Origin of the sequence: Pseudomonas sp. CFSAN084952, from assembly GCF_009648855.1 — a bacterium.
Taxonomy (GTDB): Bacteria; Pseudomonadota; Gammaproteobacteria; order Pseudomonadales; family Pseudomonadaceae; genus Aquipseudomonas; species Aquipseudomonas paracarnis.
Genome location: NZ_CP045767.1, coordinates 4,332,192 through 4,353,117 on the forward strand (window position 1 = coordinate 4,332,192; position 20,926 = coordinate 4,353,117).

General features: G+C 59.8%; 21 protein-coding genes. 3 read left to right on the plus strand and 18 right to left on the minus strand.

Annotation, left to right across the window (positions count from 1 at the left end):
• The 3 genes from xseA to leuA all read left to right on the plus strand — a co-directional run bounded on the left by xseA (position 1) and on the right by leuA (position 4,310).
• Positions 1 to 1,380 (plus strand): exodeoxyribonuclease VII large subunit, encoded by a 1,380-nt coding sequence (gene xseA / locus GH769_RS19645; protein ID WP_032903678.1) that lies wholly within the window; start codon positions 1 to 3, stop codon positions 1,378 to 1,380.
• Positions 1,381 to 1,383: 3 nt separating this feature from the next.
• The gene (locus GH769_RS19650; RefSeq protein WP_014719811.1) at positions 1,384 to 2,205 is read left to right on the plus strand and encodes a M23 family metallopeptidase; all 822 of its coding nucleotides are present in this window, start codon (positions 1,384 to 1,386) and stop codon (positions 2,203 to 2,205) included.
• A gap of 425 nt (positions 2,206 to 2,630) precedes the next feature.
• Positions 2,631 to 4,310: a 2-isopropylmalate synthase gene (gene leuA, locus GH769_RS19655; RefSeq protein ID WP_014719812.1), complete on the plus strand. Its 1,680-nt coding sequence runs from the start codon at positions 2,631 to 2,633 to the stop codon at positions 4,308 to 4,310.
• Positions 4,311 to 4,477: 167 nt separating this feature from the next.
• Here leuA and GH769_RS19660 read toward each other — a convergent pair whose 3' ends face one another.
• From GH769_RS19660 to GH769_RS19745, 18 genes are all read right to left on the minus strand, one after another.
• A complete protein-coding gene (locus GH769_RS19660; protein ID WP_014719813.1) occupies positions 4,478 to 5,269 on the minus strand; it encodes an amidohydrolase in 792 nt (263 codons plus the stop codon).
• A complete protein-coding gene (locus tag GH769_RS19665) occupies positions 5,257 to 6,405 on the minus strand; it encodes a pyridoxal phosphate-dependent aminotransferase (protein ID WP_020301376.1) in 1,149 nt (382 codons plus the stop codon). Before GH769_RS19665 ends, GH769_RS19660 begins: the two co-directional genes overlap by 13 nt.
• 134 nt (positions 6,406 to 6,539) lie before the next feature.
• On the minus strand, positions 6,540 to 8,009 hold the full coding sequence (der, locus tag GH769_RS19670; RefSeq protein ID WP_005791167.1) for a ribosome biogenesis GTPase Der: 1,470 nt from the start codon (positions 8,007 to 8,009) through the stop codon (positions 6,540 to 6,542).
• 139 nt (positions 8,010 to 8,148) lie between these two features.
• Complete coding sequence (bamB, locus tag GH769_RS19675) at positions 8,149 to 9,300, minus strand: outer membrane protein assembly factor BamB (protein ID WP_032903676.1); 1,152 nt, start codon at positions 9,298 to 9,300, stop codon at positions 8,149 to 8,151.
• Positions 9,293 to 9,934, minus strand: coding sequence for a YfgM family protein (locus tag GH769_RS19680; protein ID WP_014719816.1), 642 nt, complete (start codon positions 9,932 to 9,934; stop codon positions 9,293 to 9,295). Before GH769_RS19680 ends, bamB begins: the two co-directional genes overlap by 8 nt.
• 41 nt (positions 9,935 to 9,975) lie before the next feature.
• On the minus strand, positions 9,976 to 11,265 hold the full coding sequence (gene hisS / locus GH769_RS19685) for a histidine--tRNA ligase (protein WP_032903674.1): 1,290 nt from the start codon (positions 11,263 to 11,265) through the stop codon (positions 9,976 to 9,978).
• A gap of 23 nt (positions 11,266 to 11,288) precedes the next feature.
• Positions 11,289 to 12,398: a flavodoxin-dependent (E)-4-hydroxy-3-methylbut-2-enyl-diphosphate synthase gene (gene ispG / locus GH769_RS19690; RefSeq protein ID WP_153649877.1), complete on the minus strand. Its 1,110-nt coding sequence runs from the start codon at positions 12,396 to 12,398 to the stop codon at positions 11,289 to 11,291.
• A gap of 2 nt (positions 12,399 to 12,400) precedes the next feature.
• Positions 12,401 to 13,381 carry a RodZ family helix-turn-helix domain-containing protein gene (locus GH769_RS19695; protein ID WP_032903672.1) on the minus strand — a complete coding sequence of 327 codons (981 nt, stop codon included), beginning with the start codon at positions 13,379 to 13,381 and terminating at the stop codon, positions 12,401 to 12,403.
• Positions 13,381 to 14,139, minus strand: coding sequence for a type IV pilus biogenesis/stability protein PilW (gene pilW, locus GH769_RS19700; protein ID WP_014719819.1), 759 nt, complete (start codon positions 14,137 to 14,139; stop codon positions 13,381 to 13,383). The genes GH769_RS19695 and pilW overlap by 1 nt, the downstream gene beginning before the upstream one ends.
• A 10-nt stretch (positions 14,140 to 14,149) precedes the next feature.
• Complete coding sequence (gene rlmN / locus GH769_RS19705) at positions 14,150 to 15,298, minus strand: 23S rRNA (adenine(2503)-C(2))-methyltransferase RlmN (RefSeq protein WP_003194014.1); 1,149 nt, start codon at positions 15,296 to 15,298, stop codon at positions 14,150 to 14,152.
• A gap of 29 nt (positions 15,299 to 15,327) precedes the next feature.
• Positions 15,328 to 15,753 carry a nucleoside-diphosphate kinase gene (gene ndk, locus GH769_RS19710; RefSeq protein WP_003175956.1) on the minus strand — a complete coding sequence of 142 codons (426 nt, stop codon included), beginning with the start codon at positions 15,751 to 15,753 and terminating at the stop codon, positions 15,328 to 15,330.
• 92 nt (positions 15,754 to 15,845) lie between these two features.
• Entirely contained in the window at positions 15,846 to 16,046 is a 201-nt protein-coding gene (gene iscX, locus GH769_RS19715) for a Fe-S cluster assembly protein IscX (protein WP_014719820.1), read from the minus strand.
• A 14-nt stretch (positions 16,047 to 16,060) separates the two neighbouring features.
• Positions 16,061 to 16,402, minus strand: coding sequence for an ISC system 2Fe-2S type ferredoxin (gene fdx, locus GH769_RS19720; protein ID WP_005791182.1), 342 nt, complete (start codon positions 16,400 to 16,402; stop codon positions 16,061 to 16,063).
• A 3-nt stretch (positions 16,403 to 16,405) separates the two neighbouring features.
• Entirely contained in the window at positions 16,406 to 18,268 is a 1,863-nt protein-coding gene (gene hscA, locus GH769_RS19725; RefSeq protein ID WP_014719821.1) for a Fe-S protein assembly chaperone HscA, read from the minus strand.
• 51 nt (positions 18,269 to 18,319) lie between these two features.
• Positions 18,320 to 18,841 carry a co-chaperone HscB gene (gene hscB / locus GH769_RS19730; protein ID WP_014719822.1) on the minus strand — a complete coding sequence of 174 codons (522 nt, stop codon included), beginning with the start codon at positions 18,839 to 18,841 and terminating at the stop codon, positions 18,320 to 18,322.
• Positions 18,842 to 18,849: 8 nt separating this feature from the next.
• Complete coding sequence (gene iscA / locus GH769_RS19735) at positions 18,850 to 19,173, minus strand: iron-sulfur cluster assembly protein IscA (RefSeq protein ID WP_003209680.1); 324 nt, start codon at positions 19,171 to 19,173, stop codon at positions 18,850 to 18,852.
• A 28-nt stretch (positions 19,174 to 19,201) separates the two neighbouring features.
• Positions 19,202 to 19,588 carry a Fe-S cluster assembly scaffold IscU gene (gene iscU, locus GH769_RS19740; RefSeq protein ID WP_003175965.1) on the minus strand — a complete coding sequence of 129 codons (387 nt, stop codon included), beginning with the start codon at positions 19,586 to 19,588 and terminating at the stop codon, positions 19,202 to 19,204.
• Positions 19,589 to 19,687: 99 nt separating this feature from the next.
• Positions 19,688 to 20,902 (minus strand): IscS subfamily cysteine desulfurase, encoded by a 1,215-nt coding sequence (locus GH769_RS19745; protein ID WP_003194019.1) that lies wholly within the window; start codon positions 20,900 to 20,902, stop codon positions 19,688 to 19,690.
• Positions 20,903 to 20,926 lie beyond the last annotated feature (24 nt).

Here is a 20,926-nt window from a genome sequence, read left to right on the forward strand (position 1 = left end):
ATGATTAAAGATCCTTTTGCCCGTTTGGGCCTGGACCGCGAAGTCCTGACTGTCAGCCAGCTCAACGGCCGTGCGCGGGTGTTGCTGGAAGACGTGTTCACCAATATCTGGGTGGAAGGCGAGATCTCCAACCTCGCTCGCCCAGCCTCCGGCCATGTGTATTTCACGCTCAAGGACAGCGGGGCCCAAGTGCGTTGTGCGCTGTTTCGCAACAACGCTGCACGCGTACGCCAGGCGTTGAGGGACGGGCTGGCGGTGAAGGTGCGCGGCAAGGTCTCGTTGTTCGAGGGCCGTGGTGATTACCAACTGATCCTCGATACCGTGGAGCCAGCCGGTGACGGTGCGCTGCGCCTGGCCTTTGATGCACTGAAGGAAAAGCTGAGCGCCGAAGGCCTGTTCAGTGCCGAACGCAAGGTGGCGCTGCCGGTGCATCCTCGGCGCATCGGCATTATCAGCTCGCCCACCGGCGCGGTGATTCGCGACATTATCAGCGTGTTCCGCCGCCGCGCGCCGAACATTGAACTGACCCTGATCCCTACCGCCGTGCAAGGCCGCGAAGCAATCCCGCAGATCGTGCGGGCGCTGAAACTCGCCGACGCTCGTGGTTTCGACGCGCTGATCCTGGCCCGTGGCGGTGGCTCCCTTGAAGACTTGTGGTGCTTCAACGAAGAGGCGGTGGCCCGTGCAGTTGATGCCTGTGTTACCCCTATCGTCAGCGCCGTTGGTCATGAAACCGATGTGTCCATCAGCGACTTCGTGGCGGACGTCCGCGCCCCTACTCCCTCCGCCGCCGCCGAGTTGTTGGCTCCCGACGCCAGCCATCTGGTACGCCAGGTAGAAAACCTGCAGCGCCGCCTGGTGATGCTGATGCGCAACCGCCTGAGCCACAGCCGCCTGCGCCTGGAAGGCATGGCCCGGCGCCTGCGTCATCCGGGCGAGCGCTTGCGCCAGCAGGCCCAGCGTCTGGATGACCTGGACACGCGCTTGCGCCGTGCCTTTGAGCGCAGCCTCAATACCCGTCGCGAGCGCTTGATCCGCCTGGAGACCCGCCTCGCCGGCCAGCACCCGGGCCGTCAACTGGCACTCTTGCGCCAGCGCCTGGACAGCCTCGCCGAACGCCTGCCCCGCGCCATGCGCGAAGGTCTCAAGGCTCGGCGTCTGCAACTGCAGAGCCAAGTGCAGACATTGCAGGTGGTCAGCCCGCTGGCGACCCTGGGCCGCGGCTACAGCATCCTGTTGGACGAGCGCGGCCAGGCGATTCGCAATGCCGCGCAAACCCACACCGGCCAGCGCCTCACCGCGCGCCTGGGTGAAGGCCAATTGCAAGTGCGGGTGGAAGACAACCACCTGACACCCGTCACCCTTTCATTATTGGATTGATCGATGCCACGCCTACTGAGCCTGTTGATGCTGTTGTGCCTCACGTTTAATGCCCACGCCGACAGCTACATCACGCGAACCCTGAACAAACCGGTGCCTGGCGGCGTGGCCGTCGTCGAGCTGGGCCCTTCGGCCACGGCGCCGAAAGCCACTTACCAGGGCAAGCCGGTGCTGGTGGTCAAGGAGCAGGACAACTGGCTGGCCATTGTCGGCATCCCGTTGACGGTCAAGCCCGGCAACGAGCGCATCAGCAGCGGTGGGCGCAACCTGCCGTTTATCGTCGGCTACAAGAAGTATCCGGAACAGCGCATCACTTTGAAGAACAAGAGCCAGGTCAACCCTGACCCGGCCCAGCTCAAGCGCATCGAAGGCGAACTGGCTGTGCAGCTCAAGGCTTACCGCAGTTTCAGCCCGAACCTGCCGAGCAACCTGGTGCTGGATAAACCGGTGAGCGGGCCGCTGTCGAGCAAGTTCGGCGTGCGACGCTTCTTCAACGGCGAAGAGCGCAACCCGCACTCGGGCCTGGACTTCGCCGTGCCGGCCGGTACGCCGATCAAGACGCCCGCCAACGGCAAGGTCATTCTGGTGGGCAATTACTTCTTCAATGGCAACACGGTGTTCGTCGACCATGGCCAGGGTTTTATCAGCATGTTCTGCCATATGTCCAAAATCGACGTGAAGGTGGGCCAGCAACTGGTGCGCGGCGCGGTGGTGGGCAAGGTGGGTGCGACTGGCCGGGCGACTGGCCCGCACATGCACTGGAACGTCAGCCTGAACGATGCACGTGTAGATCCAGCGATCTTTATCGGCGCGTTCCAACCCTGATATCAAATGTGAAACTACGGGCCTCATCGCGGGCAAGCCCGGCTCCTACATTGGAAGGCTGCCCAGTGTGGGAGCTGGCTTTCCTGCGATGGTGCAAGCCGTCGCCTCAATTGCGCACCTGACAAACCCACAGCAACAAAAACACACACCACTCGAAATTACGGCAATAAAATCTCGATTTTCGAGACAGCAAAAGAACTTATCTCAATTTTTCTCGACTGCTTGCCATCTTTCACCCCGGCGGTTAGGGTTGAGCTTATGAAAACCTCTCACACCCTCATTCAGCTCCGCCAGCACCGCAGCCTGTGCCTTGTCAGCGCACGACTGCCAGGCTGAATCGATCTGCCTCGTCCTAAAGTTTTATCCCCAATAACAGTTCTACGGCAGGCCGCCTTTTTTCGGCCCCTACAACCAAGGATTTTCCGATGAGCATGCTCAAAGACCCGTCTTCGAAATACCGCGCGTTCCCGACCATCGACATCCCGGACCGTACCTGGCCGTCGAAGACCATCACCCAAGCGCCGATCTGGTGCAGCTCCGACCTGCGTGATGGCAACCAGTCGCTGATCGAGCCGATGGACGCGGTGAAAAAGCTGCGCTTCTGGAAGACCCTGGTGGCCGTTGGCGTAAAGGAAATCGAAGCCTCGTTCCCTGCCGCGTCGCAAACCGACTTCGACTTCGTGCGCACCCTGATCGAAGACAACCACATCCCCGAGGACACCACCATCCAAGTGCTGACCCAGGGTCGTGAAGACTTGATCGCACGCACCTTCGAATCTCTGCGCGGCGCGAAGAAAGCCATTGTGCACTTGTACAATGCCACCTCGCCGTCGTTCCGCCGCATCGTGTTCAACCAGGACAAGGACGGCATCAAGGCCATCGCGGTCAACGCCGCCAAGCTGTTCGTCAAATACGCCGCCCAGCAGCCGGAAACCCAGTGGACCTTCGAATATTCCCCAGAGACCTTCAGCGCCACTGAGCTTGAGTTCGCCAAGGAAGTCTGCGACGCGGTGATCGAGGTGTGGAACCCCACGCCTGAGCACAAGATGATCCTCAACCTGCCCGCCACGGTTGAATGCGCCACCCCTAACATCTATGCCGACCAGATCGAGTGGTTCGGTCGCCATATCAACCGTCGTGACAGCGTGATCATCAGCCTGCACACCCACAACGACCGTGGCACTGGCGTGGCGGCCACCGAGTTGGGCCTGATGGCCGGCGCTGATCGTGTGGAAGGCTGCCTTTTTGGCAACGGCGAGCGCACCGGGAACGTCGATTTGGTCACCGTGGCGCTGAACATGTACACCCAGGGCCTGGACCCGCAGTTGGACTTTTCTGACATTGACGGCGTACGTAAAGTGGTCGAGGAATGCAACCAGATCCAGGTGCACCCACGTCACCCGTATGTCGGCGACCTGGTCCATACCGCATTCTCCGGCTCGCACCAGGACGCGATCCGCAAAGGCTTCTCCCAGCAGAAAGACGATGCGCTGTGGGAAGTGCCGTACTTGCCGATCGATCCTGCGGACATTGGCCGCAGCTACGAGGCCGTGATCCGTGTGAACAGCCAGTCAGGCAAGGGCGGCATCGCCTACTTGCTGGAGCAGGAATACGACATCAGTTTGCCCCGTCGCATGCAGATCGAGTTCAGCCAGGTGGTACAGGCCGAAACCGATCGCGTGGGCCTGGAGATGACCGCGCCACAGATCTACGCCTTGCTGCAGCGTGAGTACTTGCAAGCCAACACGCCGTACGCGCTGGTCAGCCACCGCCTGCAGGAAGAGAACGGCAACAGCTTTGTCGAGGTGGAAGTCTCCGGCAAAGGCCAGGGCGAAACCAACTTGCACTGGAAAGGCAAAGGCAACGGCGCGCTGGAAGCCTTGGTGGCCGGCTTGCCGATTGGCGTTGAAATCATGGACTACAACGAGCATGCGATTGGTGCGGGTACCAATGCCAAGGCGGCGGCTTACATTGAACTGCGCGTGAACGGTGAGCGCCCGGTGCATGGGGTGGGGATCGATGAAAACATCACTACCGCCAGCTTCAAGGCGCTGTTCAGTGCGCTGAACCGCTCGTTGAGCCAGTTGGAAGCCAAAGCGGCGTAAGCATTGCCGTAATGCAAAAGGCCCCTGGGTGAGAATCCAGGGGCCTGATCGTTCCCACGCTCTGCGTGGGAATGCAGCCCTGGACGCTCTGCGTCCGCCCTTAGAAGCGGTACGCAGAGCGTCCCAAGAGGCGTTCCCACGCAGAGCGTGGGAACAATCTCAGAGCCTCAGACAAACTGAAAGCTATCGGCATCCAGATTCGCCGGGAATCGTGTACGGTAAGCCGCCAGCTCCGCCGCATCCAGGATCACCTGGAACACCCCATCCGCCTCCCCTGCACTCAGCAAAGTCTCACCCTGGAAATCCAACACCTGGCTATCGCCGGTGTAGGCAAACCCCTTGCCGTCGGTGCCCACCCGGTTCACCGCCGCCACGTAACACAGGTTCTCAATGGCCCGTGCCGGCAACAGCCGATTCCAATGCTGACGCCGAGCACCCGGCCAGTTGGCGGTGTACAGCAGCAGGTCCGTATCCTGGGCGTCGCGGCTCCACACCGGGAAGCGCAGGTCATAGCAGATCAGCGGGCGAATGCGCCAACCCTTCAACTCGAACTGCACCTGGCGCTCGCCGGGGGTGTAATGGTCATGTTCACCGGCCATGCGGAACAGGTGGCGCTTGTCGTAATGCAACACCTCGCCATCCGGCCGCGCCCACAGCAGACGGTTGCGGTGGCTGCCATCGGCGGCCTGGATGATCACACTGCCGGTAATCACGGCCTGATACTTTGCCGCTTGGGCCTGGAGCCAATGATGGGTGGGGCCGCTTTCCGGCTCGGCGAGGGCTTCTGATTCCATGGAAAAACCGGTGGTGAACATCTCTGGCAGCACAATCAAGTCGGCGCCTTTGGCCTGCTCCAGCAGCAACTCGAAGTGTTCGAAGTTGGCTTGGCGGTCATGCCAGGCCAGGCTCGTCTGCACCAGGGCAATGTTCAGATTGGGCAGTGCACTCAGATCGCGCATAGTTTTTCCGCCGCTTGTCGCAACGTCTCCTCGCGTTTGGCAAAGCACAGGCGCACCAGGCGCTGGCCTTGGGGTGGGTGCTGGTAGAACACCGAAACCGGAATGGTCGCCACGCCATGTTCGCGGGTCATCCACAGGGACATGGCGACGTCATCCAGGTCTGGGCGAATCTGCGAGTAATCCACCAGTTGGAAGTAAGTGCCGGTCACCCGGGTAAAGCTCAAGCGCGATGGCGCCAGCAGGTCGCAGAACAGGTCACGCTTGGCCTGGTAAAAAGCCGGCAGTTCGTCGACATGCTCCGGATGTTCGGCCATGAAGTCTGCCAAAGCGTACTGCAAAGGGGTCACGCCGCAAAAGTTGACATATTGATGCACCTTGCGCAGTTCAGCTGTCAGGGCCGGCGGCGCGACCACGTAACCGGTTTTCCAGCCGGTCACGTGATAGGTCTTGCCGAAGGAGCTGACTACAAAGGCGCGCTGATACAGTTCCTGATGGGCCAATATGCTGACGTGGGGCACACCGTCGAATACCAGGTGTTCGTAGACCTCATCGCTGACCAGATAAATATCACGGTCGCGGATCAGTTCGGCCAACTGGTCCAGCTCGGCGCGGCTGATCAGCGCGCCGGTGGGGTTATGTGGCGAGTTGATGATGATCATGCGCGTGCGCGGTGAGAGCGCGGCCCTGATCTTGTCAAAGTCGAGGGCGAAGCCTTGCAGGCTCAATTGCACATGCACGCAGCGACCACCGGCCAGCTCGACCGACGGCTCGTAGCTGTCGTAGCTGGGGTCGAACACGATGACTTCATCGCCGTTGCGGATGACCGCCTGGATCGCGCAAAAGATCGCCTCGGTGGCGCCTGGGGTGATGGTCACTTCGCTGTCGACATCCACTGTGACGCCATAACTGCGGGCGATCTTGGCCGCCACTTGCTGACGCAACACGGGCAGGCCGGTCATCGGTGCGTATTGGTTATGGCCGAGGGCGATATGCTTGCCCACGGCATCGAGTAAACCTTGCGGGCCATTGAAATCCGGGAAGCCCTGGGACAGGTTGAGTGCGCCGGTTTCAGCGGCGAGTTGCGACATGGTGGTGAAAATGGTCGTGCCGACATTCGGCAGCTTGCTGGTGATCATCGGAAGCCCCTGCAGGTGAGCCACAAGTTTTAAGCTGCCCACTGCATCGGGTCAAGGCACAAACGGTCGCGCATAAAAAAGGGCTCTAAAGGAGCCCTCTCTTGCAGCGTGTCGCTTACAACGCAAAGCTGCCGTTATTTCTTGTCACGGCGCTTCTTGTCGGCTTTTTTGTGGTGAGTCATCAAACGACGCTTCTTGTTCACTTGACGGTCGGTCAGTGTGTTCTTGTTGCCTTCGTATGGGTTCTCGCCACCCTTGAACTCGATACGGATCGGCGTACCGACCAGTTTCAAGACTCGACGGTAAGTGTTTTCCAGGTAACGCACGTAGGACTTGGGCACCTTCTCGATCTGGTTACCGTGGATCACGATAATCGGCGGGTTGGCACCACCCAAGTGGGCGTAACGCAGTTTGATCCGGCGGTTGTTGACCATCGGCGGCGCGTGCTCGCCCACCGCGTCTTCCAGGATCTGGGTCAGACGGTTGGTCGGCCAGCGGGTAACCGCGGACTTGAACGAGTTCTGTACGGACGCGTAGAGGTTGCCCACGCCGGTGCCGTGCAGTGCCGAGATAAAGTGGATATCGGCGAACTCAACGAAGAACAACCGACGCTGCAGCTCGATTTTGACGAAATCGCGCTCGCTCGGCGTCATGCCGTCCCACTTGTTGATCGCGATTACCAGGGCCCGACCGGCTTCCAGGGCAAAGCCCAGCAAGTTGAGGTCGTGGTCCACCACGCCTTCACGGGCGTCCATTACGAAGATCACCACGTTGGCGTCTTTGATCGCTTGCAGGGTTTTGACCACGGAGAACTTTTCAACTTCTTCGTGGATCTTGCCGCGCTTGCGCACACCGGCGGTGTCGATCAGCGTGTACTTCTCGTCGTTACGCTCAAACGGGATGTAAATACTGTCGCGCGTGGTGCCGGGTTGGTCATAGACGATAACGCGGTCTTCACCGAGCATACGGTTGACCAGGGTCGACTTGCCGACGTTCGGGCGGCCGATGATAGCGATCTTGATACCGTCTTTTTCGCTCGGGCCAGGAATGCGCTTGGCTTCCTCACCTTCAGCGACGATCTCTTCCTCGCCCTCTTCTTCCTCGACGTCATCCTTGGGAAAGTCGCGCAGGGCGATTTCCAGCATCTGGGTGATGCCGCGACCGTGGGCACCGGCGACCGGGATCGCATCGCCCAGGCCCATCGGACTGAATTCGGCACGGGCGGCCTCAGGATCGATGTTGTCGATCTTGTTGGCGACCAGATAGGAGCGCTTGTTGCGCTTGCGCAGGTGCTCGCCAATCATCTGGTCGGCAGCGGTATAGCCCGCGCGGGCGTCCACCAGGAACAACACGACATCGGCTTCTTCAATGGCCAGCAGTGACTGCTCGGCCATTTTTTCGTCCATGCCATGCTCGTCACCGGAGATACCACCGGTGTCGACAATAATGTAGGAGCGCCCTTGCCACTTTGCCTCACCGTATTGGCGATCACGGGTCAGACCGGACAAGTCGCCGACAATGGCGTCGCGAGTCCTGGTCAGGCGGTTGAACAGGGTGGACTTGCCGACGTTAGGTCGGCCCACCAGGGCGATTACGGGAACCATGCGGCTCTCCACTTCGTTATTTCAGAAAATACAAAAGCCGCTGCAGGGCAGCGGCTGGTGCTCGGGGCAGCATCGTCAGATGCCGCATGCCCCGCCGAAGCAGGGCCGCCTGGGGGTTACCCCAAGCATAGTCAAACCTTTACTTGATGGTCAGGGCTTCCAGCTTGCCGCCGTTGCCATACACATAAAGCATGTTACCCACCACCAGCGGACGCGCACGCAGGCCGTCGCTGTCGATACGCTGGCGACCGACAAAACGACCGTCCACCTGGCTCAGCAGGTGCAGGTAGCCTTCGAAGTCACCCACCGCGACGTAGCTGGAAAAGACTTCCGGTGCCGACAATTGACGGCGAGCCAGGGAGTCATTGCTCCACAGTGCAGTGGTGGAACGCTCATCCACACTCTCAACGGTGCCGGATGCCAGGCTCACATAGACGCTGCCAAACCCTTGGGCGACACCCGCATAGCTGGAAGCATCACGCTGCCAGTTGATGCGACCGCTTTGCAGGTCCAGCGCGGCAACACGACCCTGGTAGGTGGCGACGTAGAGGGTTTCACCCGACAGCAGCAAGCCGCCGTCGATGTCGACCACGCGATCCAGTTCGGAACGACCTTGCGGGATGGCCACACGGGTTTCCCAGGCCGGCACGCCGTTCTGGGTATTCAGGGCAACCACTTTACCGGTCGACAGGCCAGCAACGGCCAGGTTGTTGGTCACAATCGGACCACTGGTACCGCGCAGGGTCAATACCGCTGGGGTGCTGTCGTACAACCAGCGTTGGTCGCCGGTGGAGGCATCCAGGCCGATCACGCGGTCATCCTGGGTTTGCACCACGACGATATCGCCGTTGGTCGCCGGTGCCGAGAGCACTTCACTGGTCACGCGAGCGCGCCATTTCTCTTCACCGGTGCTGGAGTCCAGCGCGACCACGTCACCCTTGAGGGTACCGATCAGCACCATGCCGTAGCCGACGCCCACACCGCCGGAAACCGGCAGTTCGAGGTCTTTCTTCCACTTGACGTCGCCGTTCATGCGATCCATGGCAACCACGACACCAGTGGAATCAGTAGCCACGATGTTGTCGCCGTCAATCGCCGGCTGCAACAGGTTGTAGAGGTCGCCCTGCCCATCACCAATGGATTGGCTCCATTGTTTTTGCAGGACCACTTCTTCCTTGAAGCTGGTCAGCTCGGCAGGAGGCAGTTCTTTTTTGCTGTTGCTGCTGCAACCCGCGGCCAAAACGGCCAGAGCCAGCAATGCTGCATGTTTCCAACGGATCACGTCACGCATCCCCTTTGGCCAAGTCGTCGAGCTTGATTTGTAAGCCACCGACCGCCGCTTCATCAGACAGCGCCGCCTTGGCTTTTTGGTACGCAGCATGGGCTTCGTCGGTACGGCCCAATTGGACCAACAGGTCGCCCTTGAGCTCTTCGCGAGTGGCCACGAATGCCTTGTCAGCATCGCCGTCGAGCAGTTTGAGTGCTTCGTCAGCCTTGTTCTGTGCCGCCAATACCTGTGCCAGGCGCTGACGTGCGATTTCACCCAGGGTCGGGTTGGTCGGCTTGTCGGCAATGGCCTTCAGCTCGGTGACGGCGTCATCCAGCTTGCCGGTATCGACCGCGACTTTCGCGACGAACAGGCTGCCGTACTGGGCGTAGGTGCTACCGCCGAATTCGTTCTTCAGCTTGCCGGCCAGATCCGCCACCTGCGCAGGGTCAGGCTTGCCGTCCGGGGTCAGGGTAGTTTCCAGCAGTTGCTGATAAACGATCGAGGCACCTTGGGACTGGTTGGCCTGATACTTGGTCCAGGCTTGCCAGCCGAACACCACCACTAGCGCCAGCAGGCCGCCTGTGACCAGGGGCTTGCCGTTACGCTGCCACCAGTCCTTGAACTCGGCCAGTTGCTCATCATCAGTACTCGACACCCCAATACTCCTTAATCGCTAAATTCGGCTGTTCGACAGCTTCAACCCTGCACGATGCAGGTGGCCAAGTGCGCAGCGAGCGCATCAAAGGCAATGTTCTGTTGTTCACCCTGGCCACGCAGGGGTTTGAAACCTATCACTTGCTGGGCCAGCTCGTCATCGCCGAGGATCAGTGCGTAAAGCGCACCGCTCTTGTCGGCCTTCTTGAACTGGCTCTTGAAGCTACCAGCGCCGGCATTGATCTGCAGGCGCAGGTTGGGCAACTGGTCACGTACTTTTTCGCTCAAGGCCAGGGCCGCCAGTTCGGCAGCCTCGCCGAAAGCGCACAGGTACACGTCCACCTGGCGGGAAATCTCTTCCGGAACCTGCTCCAGGGTTTCCAGCAGCAGGATCAGCCGCTCGATGCCCATGGCAAAGCCTACGCCCGGGGTCGGCTTGCCGCCCATTTGCTCGACCAGGCCATCGTAGCGACCACCGGCACACACGGTGCCCTGGGCGCCGAGCTTGTCGGTGACCCACTCGAACACGGTCTTGCTGTAGTAGTCGAGGCCACGCACCAGCTTGGGGTTGATCACGTAGGGAATACCGGCTGCATCCAGACGAGCCTTGAGGCCCTCGAAATGCACGCGGGACTCGTCGTCCAGGTAATCAGCCATTTTCGGCGCATCGACCAGCACGGCCTGGGTGTCGGCGTTCTTGGTATCCAGCACGCGCAACGGGTTGGTCTTCAGACGGCGTTGGCTGTCTTCGTCCAGCTTGTCCAGGTGGGCCGACAGGTACTCGACCAGGGCTTCGCGATAGCGACCCCGGGACTCGCTGGTGCCCAGGCTGTTGAGTTCAAGCTTGACCGCATCGCGGATGCCCAGTTGGCCCCATAGGCGCCAGGTCAGCACGATCAGCTCGGCGTCGATGTCCGGGCCGTCCAGGTTGAAAACTTCGCAACCGATCTGGTGGAACTGGCGGTAACGGCCTTTCTGCGGGCGCTCGTGGCGGAACATCGGGCCGATGTACCAGAGCTTCTGGGTCTGGCCACCACCGGTGATGCCATGTTCCAGTGCGGCACGCACGCACGCGGCCGTGCCTTCCGGACGCAGGGTCAGGGAGTCGCCGTTGCGGTCTTCGAAGGTGTACATCTCTTTTTCGACGATGTCGGTCACTTCACCGATGGAGCGTTTGAACAGCTCGGTGAACTCGACGATCGGCATACGGATCTGCTTGTAACCGTAGTTATCCAGCAGGCGCGCGACAGTGCTCTCGAAGTAGCGCCACAGTGGCGTCTGCTCCGGCAGGATGTCGTTCATGCCACGAATGGCTTGCAGAGACTTGCTCACATCAGATCCTTAAATTCGTTCAATCAGCCGCGAGCGATCAGCGCTGCGTCAGCGGCGACCTTCTCGGCCGCTTTCTCGCGGATCAGCTTTTCCAGCTCGTCCACCAGATTGTCATTCGTTAGCTTCTGCGACGGCTTGCCGTCGATGTAAATCAGGTTTGGTGTACCACCGGTCAGGCCCACATGAGCCTCTTTGGCCTCGCCCGGCCCATTGACCACACAACCAATCACTGCGACATCCAGCGGCACCAGCAGGTCTTCGAGGCGCAACTCCAGGTCGTTCATGGTTTTCACCACGTCGAAGTTCTGCCGCGAGCAGCTCGGGCAGGCAATGAAGTTGATACCACGGGAACGCAAACGCAGGGATTTTAGAATGTCGTAACCGACCTTCACTTCCTCAACGGGGTCTGCCGCCAGGGAGATGCGGATAGTATCGCCAATCCCTTCGGCGAGCAGCATACCGAGACCCACCGCAGATTTCACTGTGCCTGAGCGCAAACCGCCAGCTTCGGTGATACCCAAGTGCAGCGGCTGCACGATTTCCTTGGCCAGCAGGCGATAGGCTTCTACCGCCATAAACACGTCGGAAGCTTTTACGCTGACCTTGAAGTCCTGGAAATTCAGACGTTCAAGGTGTTCAACGTGGCGCAGGGCCGACTCGACCAGCGCTGCCGGAGTGGGCTCGCCGTATTTCTTTTGCAGGTCTTTTTCCAGGGAGCCGGCGTTGACGCCGATGCGGATCGGAATACCGCGATCACGGGCAGCGTCCACCACAGCACGCACGCGGTCTTCACGCCCGATGTTGCCGGGGTTGATACGCAGACAGTCCACACCCAGTTCGGCCACGCGCAACGCGATCTTGTAGTCGAAGTGAATGTCGGCAACCAGCGGTACCTTGACCAACTGCTTGATACGACCAAAGGCCTCGGCTGCGTCCATGTCTGGTACGGAAACTCGCACGATGTCCACACCGGCCGCTTCCAGACGGTTGATCTGGGCCACGGTGGCCGCTACTTCGTTGGTGTCGCTGTTGGTCATGCTCTGCACTGCGATAGGGGCATCGCCACCCACCGGCACCGAGCCGACCCAGATCTTGCGCGATACGCGACGTTTGATTGGAGATTCGCCGTGCATGACTATTGTCCCAACTTGAGGCGAGCGGTCTCGCCACTGGTGAACGGCGCCACGTCTACAGGCTGGCCGTTGTAGGCCACTTGCGCGCCACGGGCGAAGCCCAGACGCAGCGTCAAAGGAGGCTTGCCGCCCTGGTCAAGCGTATCGCCCTTACGCTTCAAACCGCTGAACAGCACTTTGCCGTTGCCATCGGTAACTTGCGTCCAGCAGTCAGCGATGAAGGTAATTTGTACGCGCCCGTCGCCGGCGATCAACGCCGGAGTGGTGGGAGGCGACATCGCCGGCGCTGCGGGTGCGGCTGGCGCAGGGGGCGCAGGTGCAGGAACCGCCGGAGCCTGTGCCACGGGTGCTGCGGGAGCGGTCGGAACAGCCGGAGCCGGTACCGCAGCAGGGTCCACGCCAGCATCTGGCGTGGGCTGTTCGGCAGTGGCCGGCGCTTGCGGCGCGGCTTGCCCTTCTACCACGGCCTGGTCTTCCGGCTCGTCCAGCGGATGAATCTGGGTGGTGCCATCGGCGCTTTCGACTTCGACGTGCTCCATGGCGTTGCTGGTCAGGTCTTTGCTGCGCAGGGAGGCTTGGTCTTGCCACCAGACGAAACCGCCGCCGACCACGGCAACCAGCAACAACAGGCTGACAATCCGCAAAATCGTGTGGGAAACCCGCGTTGGCTCTTCGATGCGCCCAAGGCCATGGACATTACTGCCCTGTGCATCGGTACCGGTGAACTGGTCGAATTCCTGCACCAGTACGGCCTGGTCGATACCCAACAATTTGGCGTAGGCGCGGATATAGCCGCGGGCAAAGGTATGCCCAGGCAGCTTATCGAACGCGCCGGCTTCCAGGTTGGCCAGGGAGGTGCTGGTCAAATTGAGCTTGAGGGCCACTTCCGCCAGCGACCAACCATTGCTTTCGCGGGCCTGGCGCAAGGTTTCGCCTGGGTTGACGCGATTAGCTGCTACATCTTCCGGGTGCGCGGCTTTCATCATTGCTCCGACAGGTATTGCTGATATTCCGGCGTACCGGGATAGAGTCGTTCGAGTTGCTGGCCAAAACGTGCGGCCGTGTCGTGTTCTTCATGAACCGTCGCCAGGCGCACACCGAGCAATAGACTACGTGCATTTTGCCCGCTGAGCAGGCTAAAACGCTCGTAATAGTCACGTGCCGGCACATAATGCCTGTCTTCGTAAGACAACTCAGCCATTTCGAGTAATGCCCGTGGCTGGCGACTGTTCAGGTGCAGGGCTTTTTCCAGTTGCTGGCGGGCGCTGTCGCGCTGGCCGAGGCGCATCGAGGTCACACCAAGGTTCTCGAACACCCGCGAACGCTGCGGGTAGAGAGTATCGGTGGCGGCTTGCTGGAAATAACGTGACGCCAGGTCATACCGTTTCTGCTCGAACAAGAAACTGCCGTAGTTATTCAGCAGCCGCGGATCGGCAGGGCGGGAGGCCAGGGCCTTGTGAAAATAGCGGTCGGCCAGCTCGGGCTCAGCCTGAGCCTGAAACACCAGGGCCAGCGCGGCGTTGGCATCGGCATCATCAGCGTCCAGCTCAAGGGCCTTTTTCAACGGCACCTTGGCCTGCTCGCTCATGCCTTGGCGCAGGTACCCCAAACCCAGTTGCACATAGGCAACCCGCGCCTCATCACGGCCTTTATCAGTGCGCAACGGGCTGTCATGGCCCGATGAAACGCAACCGGCCACGAGGCCGGTAAACAGTAAAAGCAGCGCAAGGCGCAAGGGCATAGAGATCCTCTCAGATTCGATTCACAGCGATTTGCGGCAAATCTTCAGCGGCGTTAAGTTCGCGCACGGCGATGTAACGCTCACTGCGGCGGGTGCGGTCCATCACCTGCCCTACCAATTGGCCACAGGCGGCATCGATGTCTTCACCACGAGTGGTTCGCACAGTGACGTTATAGCCGGCCTGGTGCAGTTGATCCTGGAAACGACGGATGGCGTTGTTGCTCGGCCGCTCGTAACCAGAATGAGGAAACGGGTTGAACGGGATCAAGTTGATCTTGCACGGGGTGTCCTTGAGCAATTCGATCATCTCGACCGCGTGCTCCAGCTTGTCGTTGACGTCCTTGAGCATGGTGTACTCAATGGTCAGCACACGCTTCTCACCCAGGGTCGCCATATAACGCTGGCACGATTCGAGCAGCATCTTAAGCGGATACTTCTTGTTGATCGGCACCAATTGGTTACGCAATGCGTCATTAGGTGCGTGCAGCGACAACGCGAGGGAGACGTCGATGTGCTTGGCCAGCTCATCGATCATCGGTACCACGCCGGAGGTCGACAGGGTCACACGGCGCTTGGAGATGCCGTAGCCCAGGTCGTCCATCATCAAATGCATGGCCGCAATCACGTTGTCGAAATTCAGCAGCGGCTCACCCATGCCCATCATCACCACGTTGGTGATGGCACGGTCGACGGTCGCCGGGACGCTGCCAAAGGATTTGTTGGCAATCCACACTTGGCCGATGACTTCGGCGGCGGTGAGGTTGCTATTGAAGCCTTGCTTGCCGGTGGAGCAGAAACTGCAGTCCAGGGCACAGCCTGCCTGGGACGAAACGCACAATGTGCCGCGCTTGCCCTGGGGAATGTACACGGTCTCGACACAGCTACCGGACGCCACGCGCACCACCCATTTACGGGTACCGTCGCTGGAAATGTCCTCGCTGACCACTTCGGGACCACGCACCTCGGCAATGGCCTTGAGCTTGTCGCGCAGGGCCTTGCTGACGTTCGTCATGGCGTCGAAATCGTCGACGCCAAAGTGGTGAATCCACTTCATTACCTGACCGGCACGGAAACGCTTCTCCCCGATTGAGTCGAAGAATTTCTCCATTTCCGGCTGAGTCAGACCCAGCAGGTTGGTTTTAACAGTCGATGTAGTCATGGATTCACCCTCACTCTTTAAGCCGATGCTTAGCGAGCGGTTACTTCAGTAGCAGCGAAAAAGTACGAGATTTCGCGAGCCGCGGCAGCTTCGGAGTCCGAGCCGTGAACAGCGTTGGCGTCGATGGATTCAGCGAAGTCAGCACGGATGGTGCCGGCAGCAGCTTCTTTAGGGTTGGTAGCGCCCATCAGCTCACGGTTCAGAGCGATAGCGTTTTCGCCTTCCAGAACCTGAACAACAACAGGACCGGAGATCATGAAGGCAACCAGGTCGCCGAAGAAGCCACGAGCGCTGTGCTCAGCGTAGAAGCCTTCAGCTTCAGCCTTGGACAGTTGCTTGAGTTTCGAAGCTACAACCTTCAGGCCGGCTTTTTCGAAACGAGTGGTGATCTCGCCGATGACGTTTTTTGCAACAGCGTCAGGCTTGATGATGGAGAAAGTACGTTGAACAGCCATGGTGTAACTCCAGAAACGGTAATTTACGAAAAATTAAACCCGCGAATTATACGCGGGTTATTGGGTATTGCCTAACTGCGTAAAAAGGCGGCTCAGTCTGCTTCTTCGATCCACAGGCCTTGAATCGCCTCAAGGACCTTTTCGCCACCCCGGTCAGGGATGTCGTCAAAATCCGGCAGTGCCATTACGAGGTCGCGCAGCTTGACGAAGTTCACGGTAAGAGGATTGACCTCAGGATGAGCTTGCGCAAGTTGTATAGCGATTTCTTGTACATCAACCCATTTCAGGCTCATGACATTTCCTTGAATCAATGCGGCGCTTCGGCTGCATGGTTGAGCGAATATTTCGGGATTTCGACGGTGAGGTCTTCAGTCCCCACTTTCGCCTGACAACTCAGGCGCGACGTCGGCTCCAGGCCCCACGCCCGATCAAGATAGTCTTCTTCCAGGTCGTCAGCCTCATTGAGGCTGTCGAAACCTTTACGAATGATGCAGTGACACGTGGTGCAGGCATTGACGCCGCCACAAGCACTTTCGATCTCGATGTGGTTGTCATGGGCGACGTCAAGCAGGGACTTGCCGGTCTCAGCCTCCACGACCATGCCGTCAGGGCAATGTTCGGCGTGCGGTAGAAAAGTGACCTGCGGCATCAGTTATTCCTCAATTTCATTCAGGTTGCGGCCCGCCAGCGCGGCTTTAACCGTCTGATCCATACGGCGGGCAGCAAAGGCATCAGTGACTTGCGACAGGCGCTTGGTCTGTTGCTCGATGGCGTAACCATCGTTGCCTTTCATCAGTTCGGCCAGTTCCTGCATTTGCAGGTCAATGACCATGCGCTCTTCGGCATCCAGCAAGCGCTCGCCGTCGGCTTCAAGGGCGCCCTGCACCGCTTCGAGCAGACGCTGGGCATCCACTTGTTGCTCGCGCAATACGCGGGCGACCTTGTCGTCACCGGCATACTGGAATGAATCCTTGAGCATCTTGGCGATTTCGCCATCGGTGAGGCCGTAGGACGGCTTGACCTGGATGCTGGCTTCAACGCCAGACGCCAGTTCGCGCGCAGCGACACTGAGCAGGCCATCGGCATCGACCTGGAAGGTCACGCGAATTTTCGCCGCGCCCGCGACCATCGCCGGAATGCCACGCAATTCAAAGCGCGCCAGGGAACGGCAGTCGCTGATCAGCTCGCGCTCACCTTGCAGCACATGAATCATCATGGCTGTCTGACCGTCTTTGTAGGTGGTGAAGTCCTGGGCGCGCGCGACGGGGATGGTGGTGTTACGCGGAATCACCTTCTCCATCAGGCCGCCCATGGTTTCCAGGCCTAGCGACAGCGGAATCACGTCGAGCAACAGCAATTCGCCGCCATCACGCTTGTTACCAGCCAGGGTATCGGCCTGGATGGCAGCGCCGATGGCGACCACTTGATCCGGGTCGATTTCGGTCAGTGGTTGGCGCCCAAAGGCTTCGGCTACCGCTTCACGCACGCGCGGCACGCGGGTGGAACCGCCTACCATGACCACTGCGCCAACGTCCTCCAACTCGATACCGGAATCACGCACAGCACGACGGCAGGCCTTGAGGCTGCGGGCGACCATCGGCTCGATCAGCGCATCAAAGGCTTCGCGAGTCAGTGGGGCCGACCAATTACCGTAGCAAACGTCAACAGAAGCAGCGTCAGTCAGCGCCTCTTTGGCCGCGCAGGCAGTTTGCAGCAGGTTGCGCTGCGCGCCTGGGTCCAGATCAGCCGACAAGCCGGCACTGCTGATGATCCAGCCAGCAATGGCGTGATCGAAATCATCGCCACCCAGGGCACTGTCGCCGCCGGTCGCGAGCACTTCGAACACACCGCCGGTCAGGCGCAGGATCGAAATATCGAAGGTACCGCCGCCCAGGTCATAAATAGCGACCAGGCCTTCAGCGTGTTGATCGAGGCCGTAGGCCACAGCTGCCGCAGTCGGCTCGTTGAGCAAGCGCAGCACGTTCAGGCCGGCAAGTTTCGCCGCGTCCTTGGTGGCTTGACGCTGGGCGTCATCGAAATACGCCGGAACGGTGATAACCGCCCCTACCAGCTCACCACCCAAGGTATTTTCCGCACGCTGGCGCAGCACCTTGAGAATATCGGCCGACACTTCGACCGGGCTCTTGGGCCCCTGGACGGTGTCGATGAACGGCATATGGGACTCGCCGCCGACAAAGCGGTACGGCAGTTGGTCACCCAATTGCTTGACGTCGGACAACCCACGACCCATCAAGCGCTTGACCGACAACACCGTGTTCAAGGGGTCTGCGGACGCGGCGAGCTTGGCCGACTCGCCCACTTCAGTGCGATCTGCGTGATAACGCACAGCGGACGGCAGGATCACCTGCCCATCGGCGTCAGGCAGTGGCTCGGACAGGCCGCTGCGCAAGGCAGCAACCAGGGAATTGGTGGTGCCCAGGTCAATCCCGACCGCCAGGCGACGCTGGTGCGGTTGAGGGCTTTGGCCGGGTTCGGCGATTTGCAGTAGAGCCATGGTAATCAGGTCTTATCTGTCTATCAGGCGTGCATCACGGGCAGCACTGGGTTAATCGTCGAGGCGCTCTTCTAGCTGGCGCACTTCGTAGGTGAGCTTGTCGAGAAACTGCATGCGCCGCATCAGGCGCTCGGCCTGTTCGCGTTGCGCCGCATCATCCCAACAGGCTGCGAAGCTTTCGTTGAGCTCATCCTGGGCGGTTTTCAGACGACGCTTGAAGACCGCGACACCCGCCACATCGGCTTCGTCCTGCAGTTCTTCGAGTTCTTCACGCCATTGCATCTGCTGCATCAGGAAGTCCGGATCATGCACGGTGACCTCCATCGGCAACTCACCGCCCTTCATCGCCAGCAAATAGCGCGCGCGTTTGGGGGGGCTTTTGAGCGTCTGATAGGCTTCGTTGAGGCTGGCCGATTGCTCAAGGGCCAAGCGCTGCTCACGCTCGGAAGCGTCAGCGAAGCGGTCCGGATGCACCCCACGCGCCAATTCACGGTAGCGCGTGGCGAGCTGCTCAAGGTCCAGCCGAAAGCTCGGCTGCAGCTCGAATAAAGCGAAATGACAAGGAGTACCCACGAGTAGCCTCAGATGTTGAAGCTTTCGCCGCAGCCACATTCACCGCGCACGTTAGGGTTGTTGAACTTGAAACCTTCGTTCAACCCTTCCTTGACGAAATCGAGTTCGGTGCCGTCCAGGTAGGTCAGGCTCTTGGGGTCGATGATCACTTTCTCGCCGTGACTTTCGAACACTTGATCCTCTTCAACCACCTCGTCGACAAACTCCAGCACGTAGGCAAGGCCGGAACAGCCCGTGGTGCGTACACCCAGACGAATCCCCTCACCTTTACCGCGCCCATTCAGGGAGCGGCGAATGTGCTGCGCAGCCGCTTCTGTCATGCTGATAGCCATCGTTGACTCCTTACTCGTCGCCAAATGCTTAGATCAAGCCTTTCTTCTGCTTGTAGTCGCGAACAGCTGCCTTGATGGCATCTTCAGCGAGTACGGAGCAGTGGATTTTCACTGGCGGCAACGCCAGTTCTTCGGCCAGCTGGGTGTTGCTGATGGTGACAGCCTCATCCAGGGTCTTGCCTTTCATCCATTCGGTCGCCAGGGAGCTGGAGGCGATGGCCGAACCGCAGCCGTAAGTCTTGAATTTGGCGTCTTCGATAACGCCAGCATCATTGACCTTGATCTGCAGGCGCATTACATCGCCGCACGCCGGGGCGCCGACCATGCCGGTGCCGACATCTGGATCTTCCGCGTTCATCTTGCCGACGTTGCGCGGGTTTTCGTAGTGGTCGATGACCTTTTCGCTGTAAGCCATGGTACTGAATCCTCACTCATCAGGGCCGCTCTGGAACCCTGTAGAAACGCCTGCGTTTTCCGCCACGTTCCTACAGAGCTTGGGTGGCGGCTTCTATAGTTAGTGTGCCGCCCACTCGATCTTGGAAATATCGACACCGTCTTTGTACATGTCCCACAGTGGCGACAGAACGCGCAGCTTGTTGACGGCTTCGCAGACCTTCTGCGCGGCGTAGTCGACTTGCTCTTCGGTGGTGAAGCGGCCGAACGTAAAGCGGATCGAGCTGTGGGCCAGTTCGTCGTTGCGGCCCAGGGCGCGCAGTACGTACGAAGGCTCAAGGGACGCCGAGGTGCAGGCCGAACCGGACGATACCGCCAGGTCCTTGAGCGCCATGATCAGCGACTCGCCTTCGACGTAGTTGAAGCTCAAATTCAGGTTGTGCGGTACACGAGCGGTCATGCTGCCGTTGATGTACAGCTCTTCAAGGTTTTCGACCTGCTTGTAGAAGCGATCGCTCAGGGCCTTGATGCGCACGTTTTCGGCAGCCATGTCTTCCTTGGCCACACGGAAAGCTTCGCCCATGCCGACGATCTGGTGGGTCGCCAGGGTGCCCGAACGCATGCCGCGCTCGTGACCGCCGCCATGCATGGTGGCCTCGATACGTACGCGCGGCTTGCGGCTTACGTAGAGAGCACCGATGCCTTTAGGGCCGTAAGTCTTGTGGGCCGAGAACGACATCAGGTCGACTTTCAGCTTGGACAGGTCGATATCGACCTTGCCAGTGGACTGAGCAGCGTCGACGTGGAGCAACACGCCCTTGGAGCGAGTCAGCTCGCCGATGGCGGCGATGTCGTTGATAGTGCCGATTTCGTTGTTCACGTGGATCACCGAAACCAGGATGGTGTCTTCACGCATCGCGGCTTCGATCATGGCCGGGGTGACGATACCGTCGGTGGTTGGCTCAAGGTAGGTAACCTCGAAACCTTCACGCTCCAGTTGGCGCATGGTGTCCAGGACAGCCTTGTGCTCAATCTTGGTGGTGATCAGGTGCTTGCCTTTGGTCGCGTAGAAATGCGCCGCGCCCTTGATAGCCAGGTTGTCGGACTCGGTGGCACCAGAGGTCCAGACGATTTCGCGCGGGTCGGCATTGACCAGGTCAGCGACTTGGCGACGAGCGTTCTCGACCGCTTCCTCGGCTTTCCAGCCGAATACGTGGGAACGGGAGGCCGGGTTGCCGAAGTTTCCGTCGACCAGCAGGCATTCGCTCATTTTTTGCGCGACACGCGGATCAACCGGGGTGGTCGCTGAGTAATCAAGGTAAATCGGCAATTTCATGGACTTTCTCCTAAATCAGGCTGG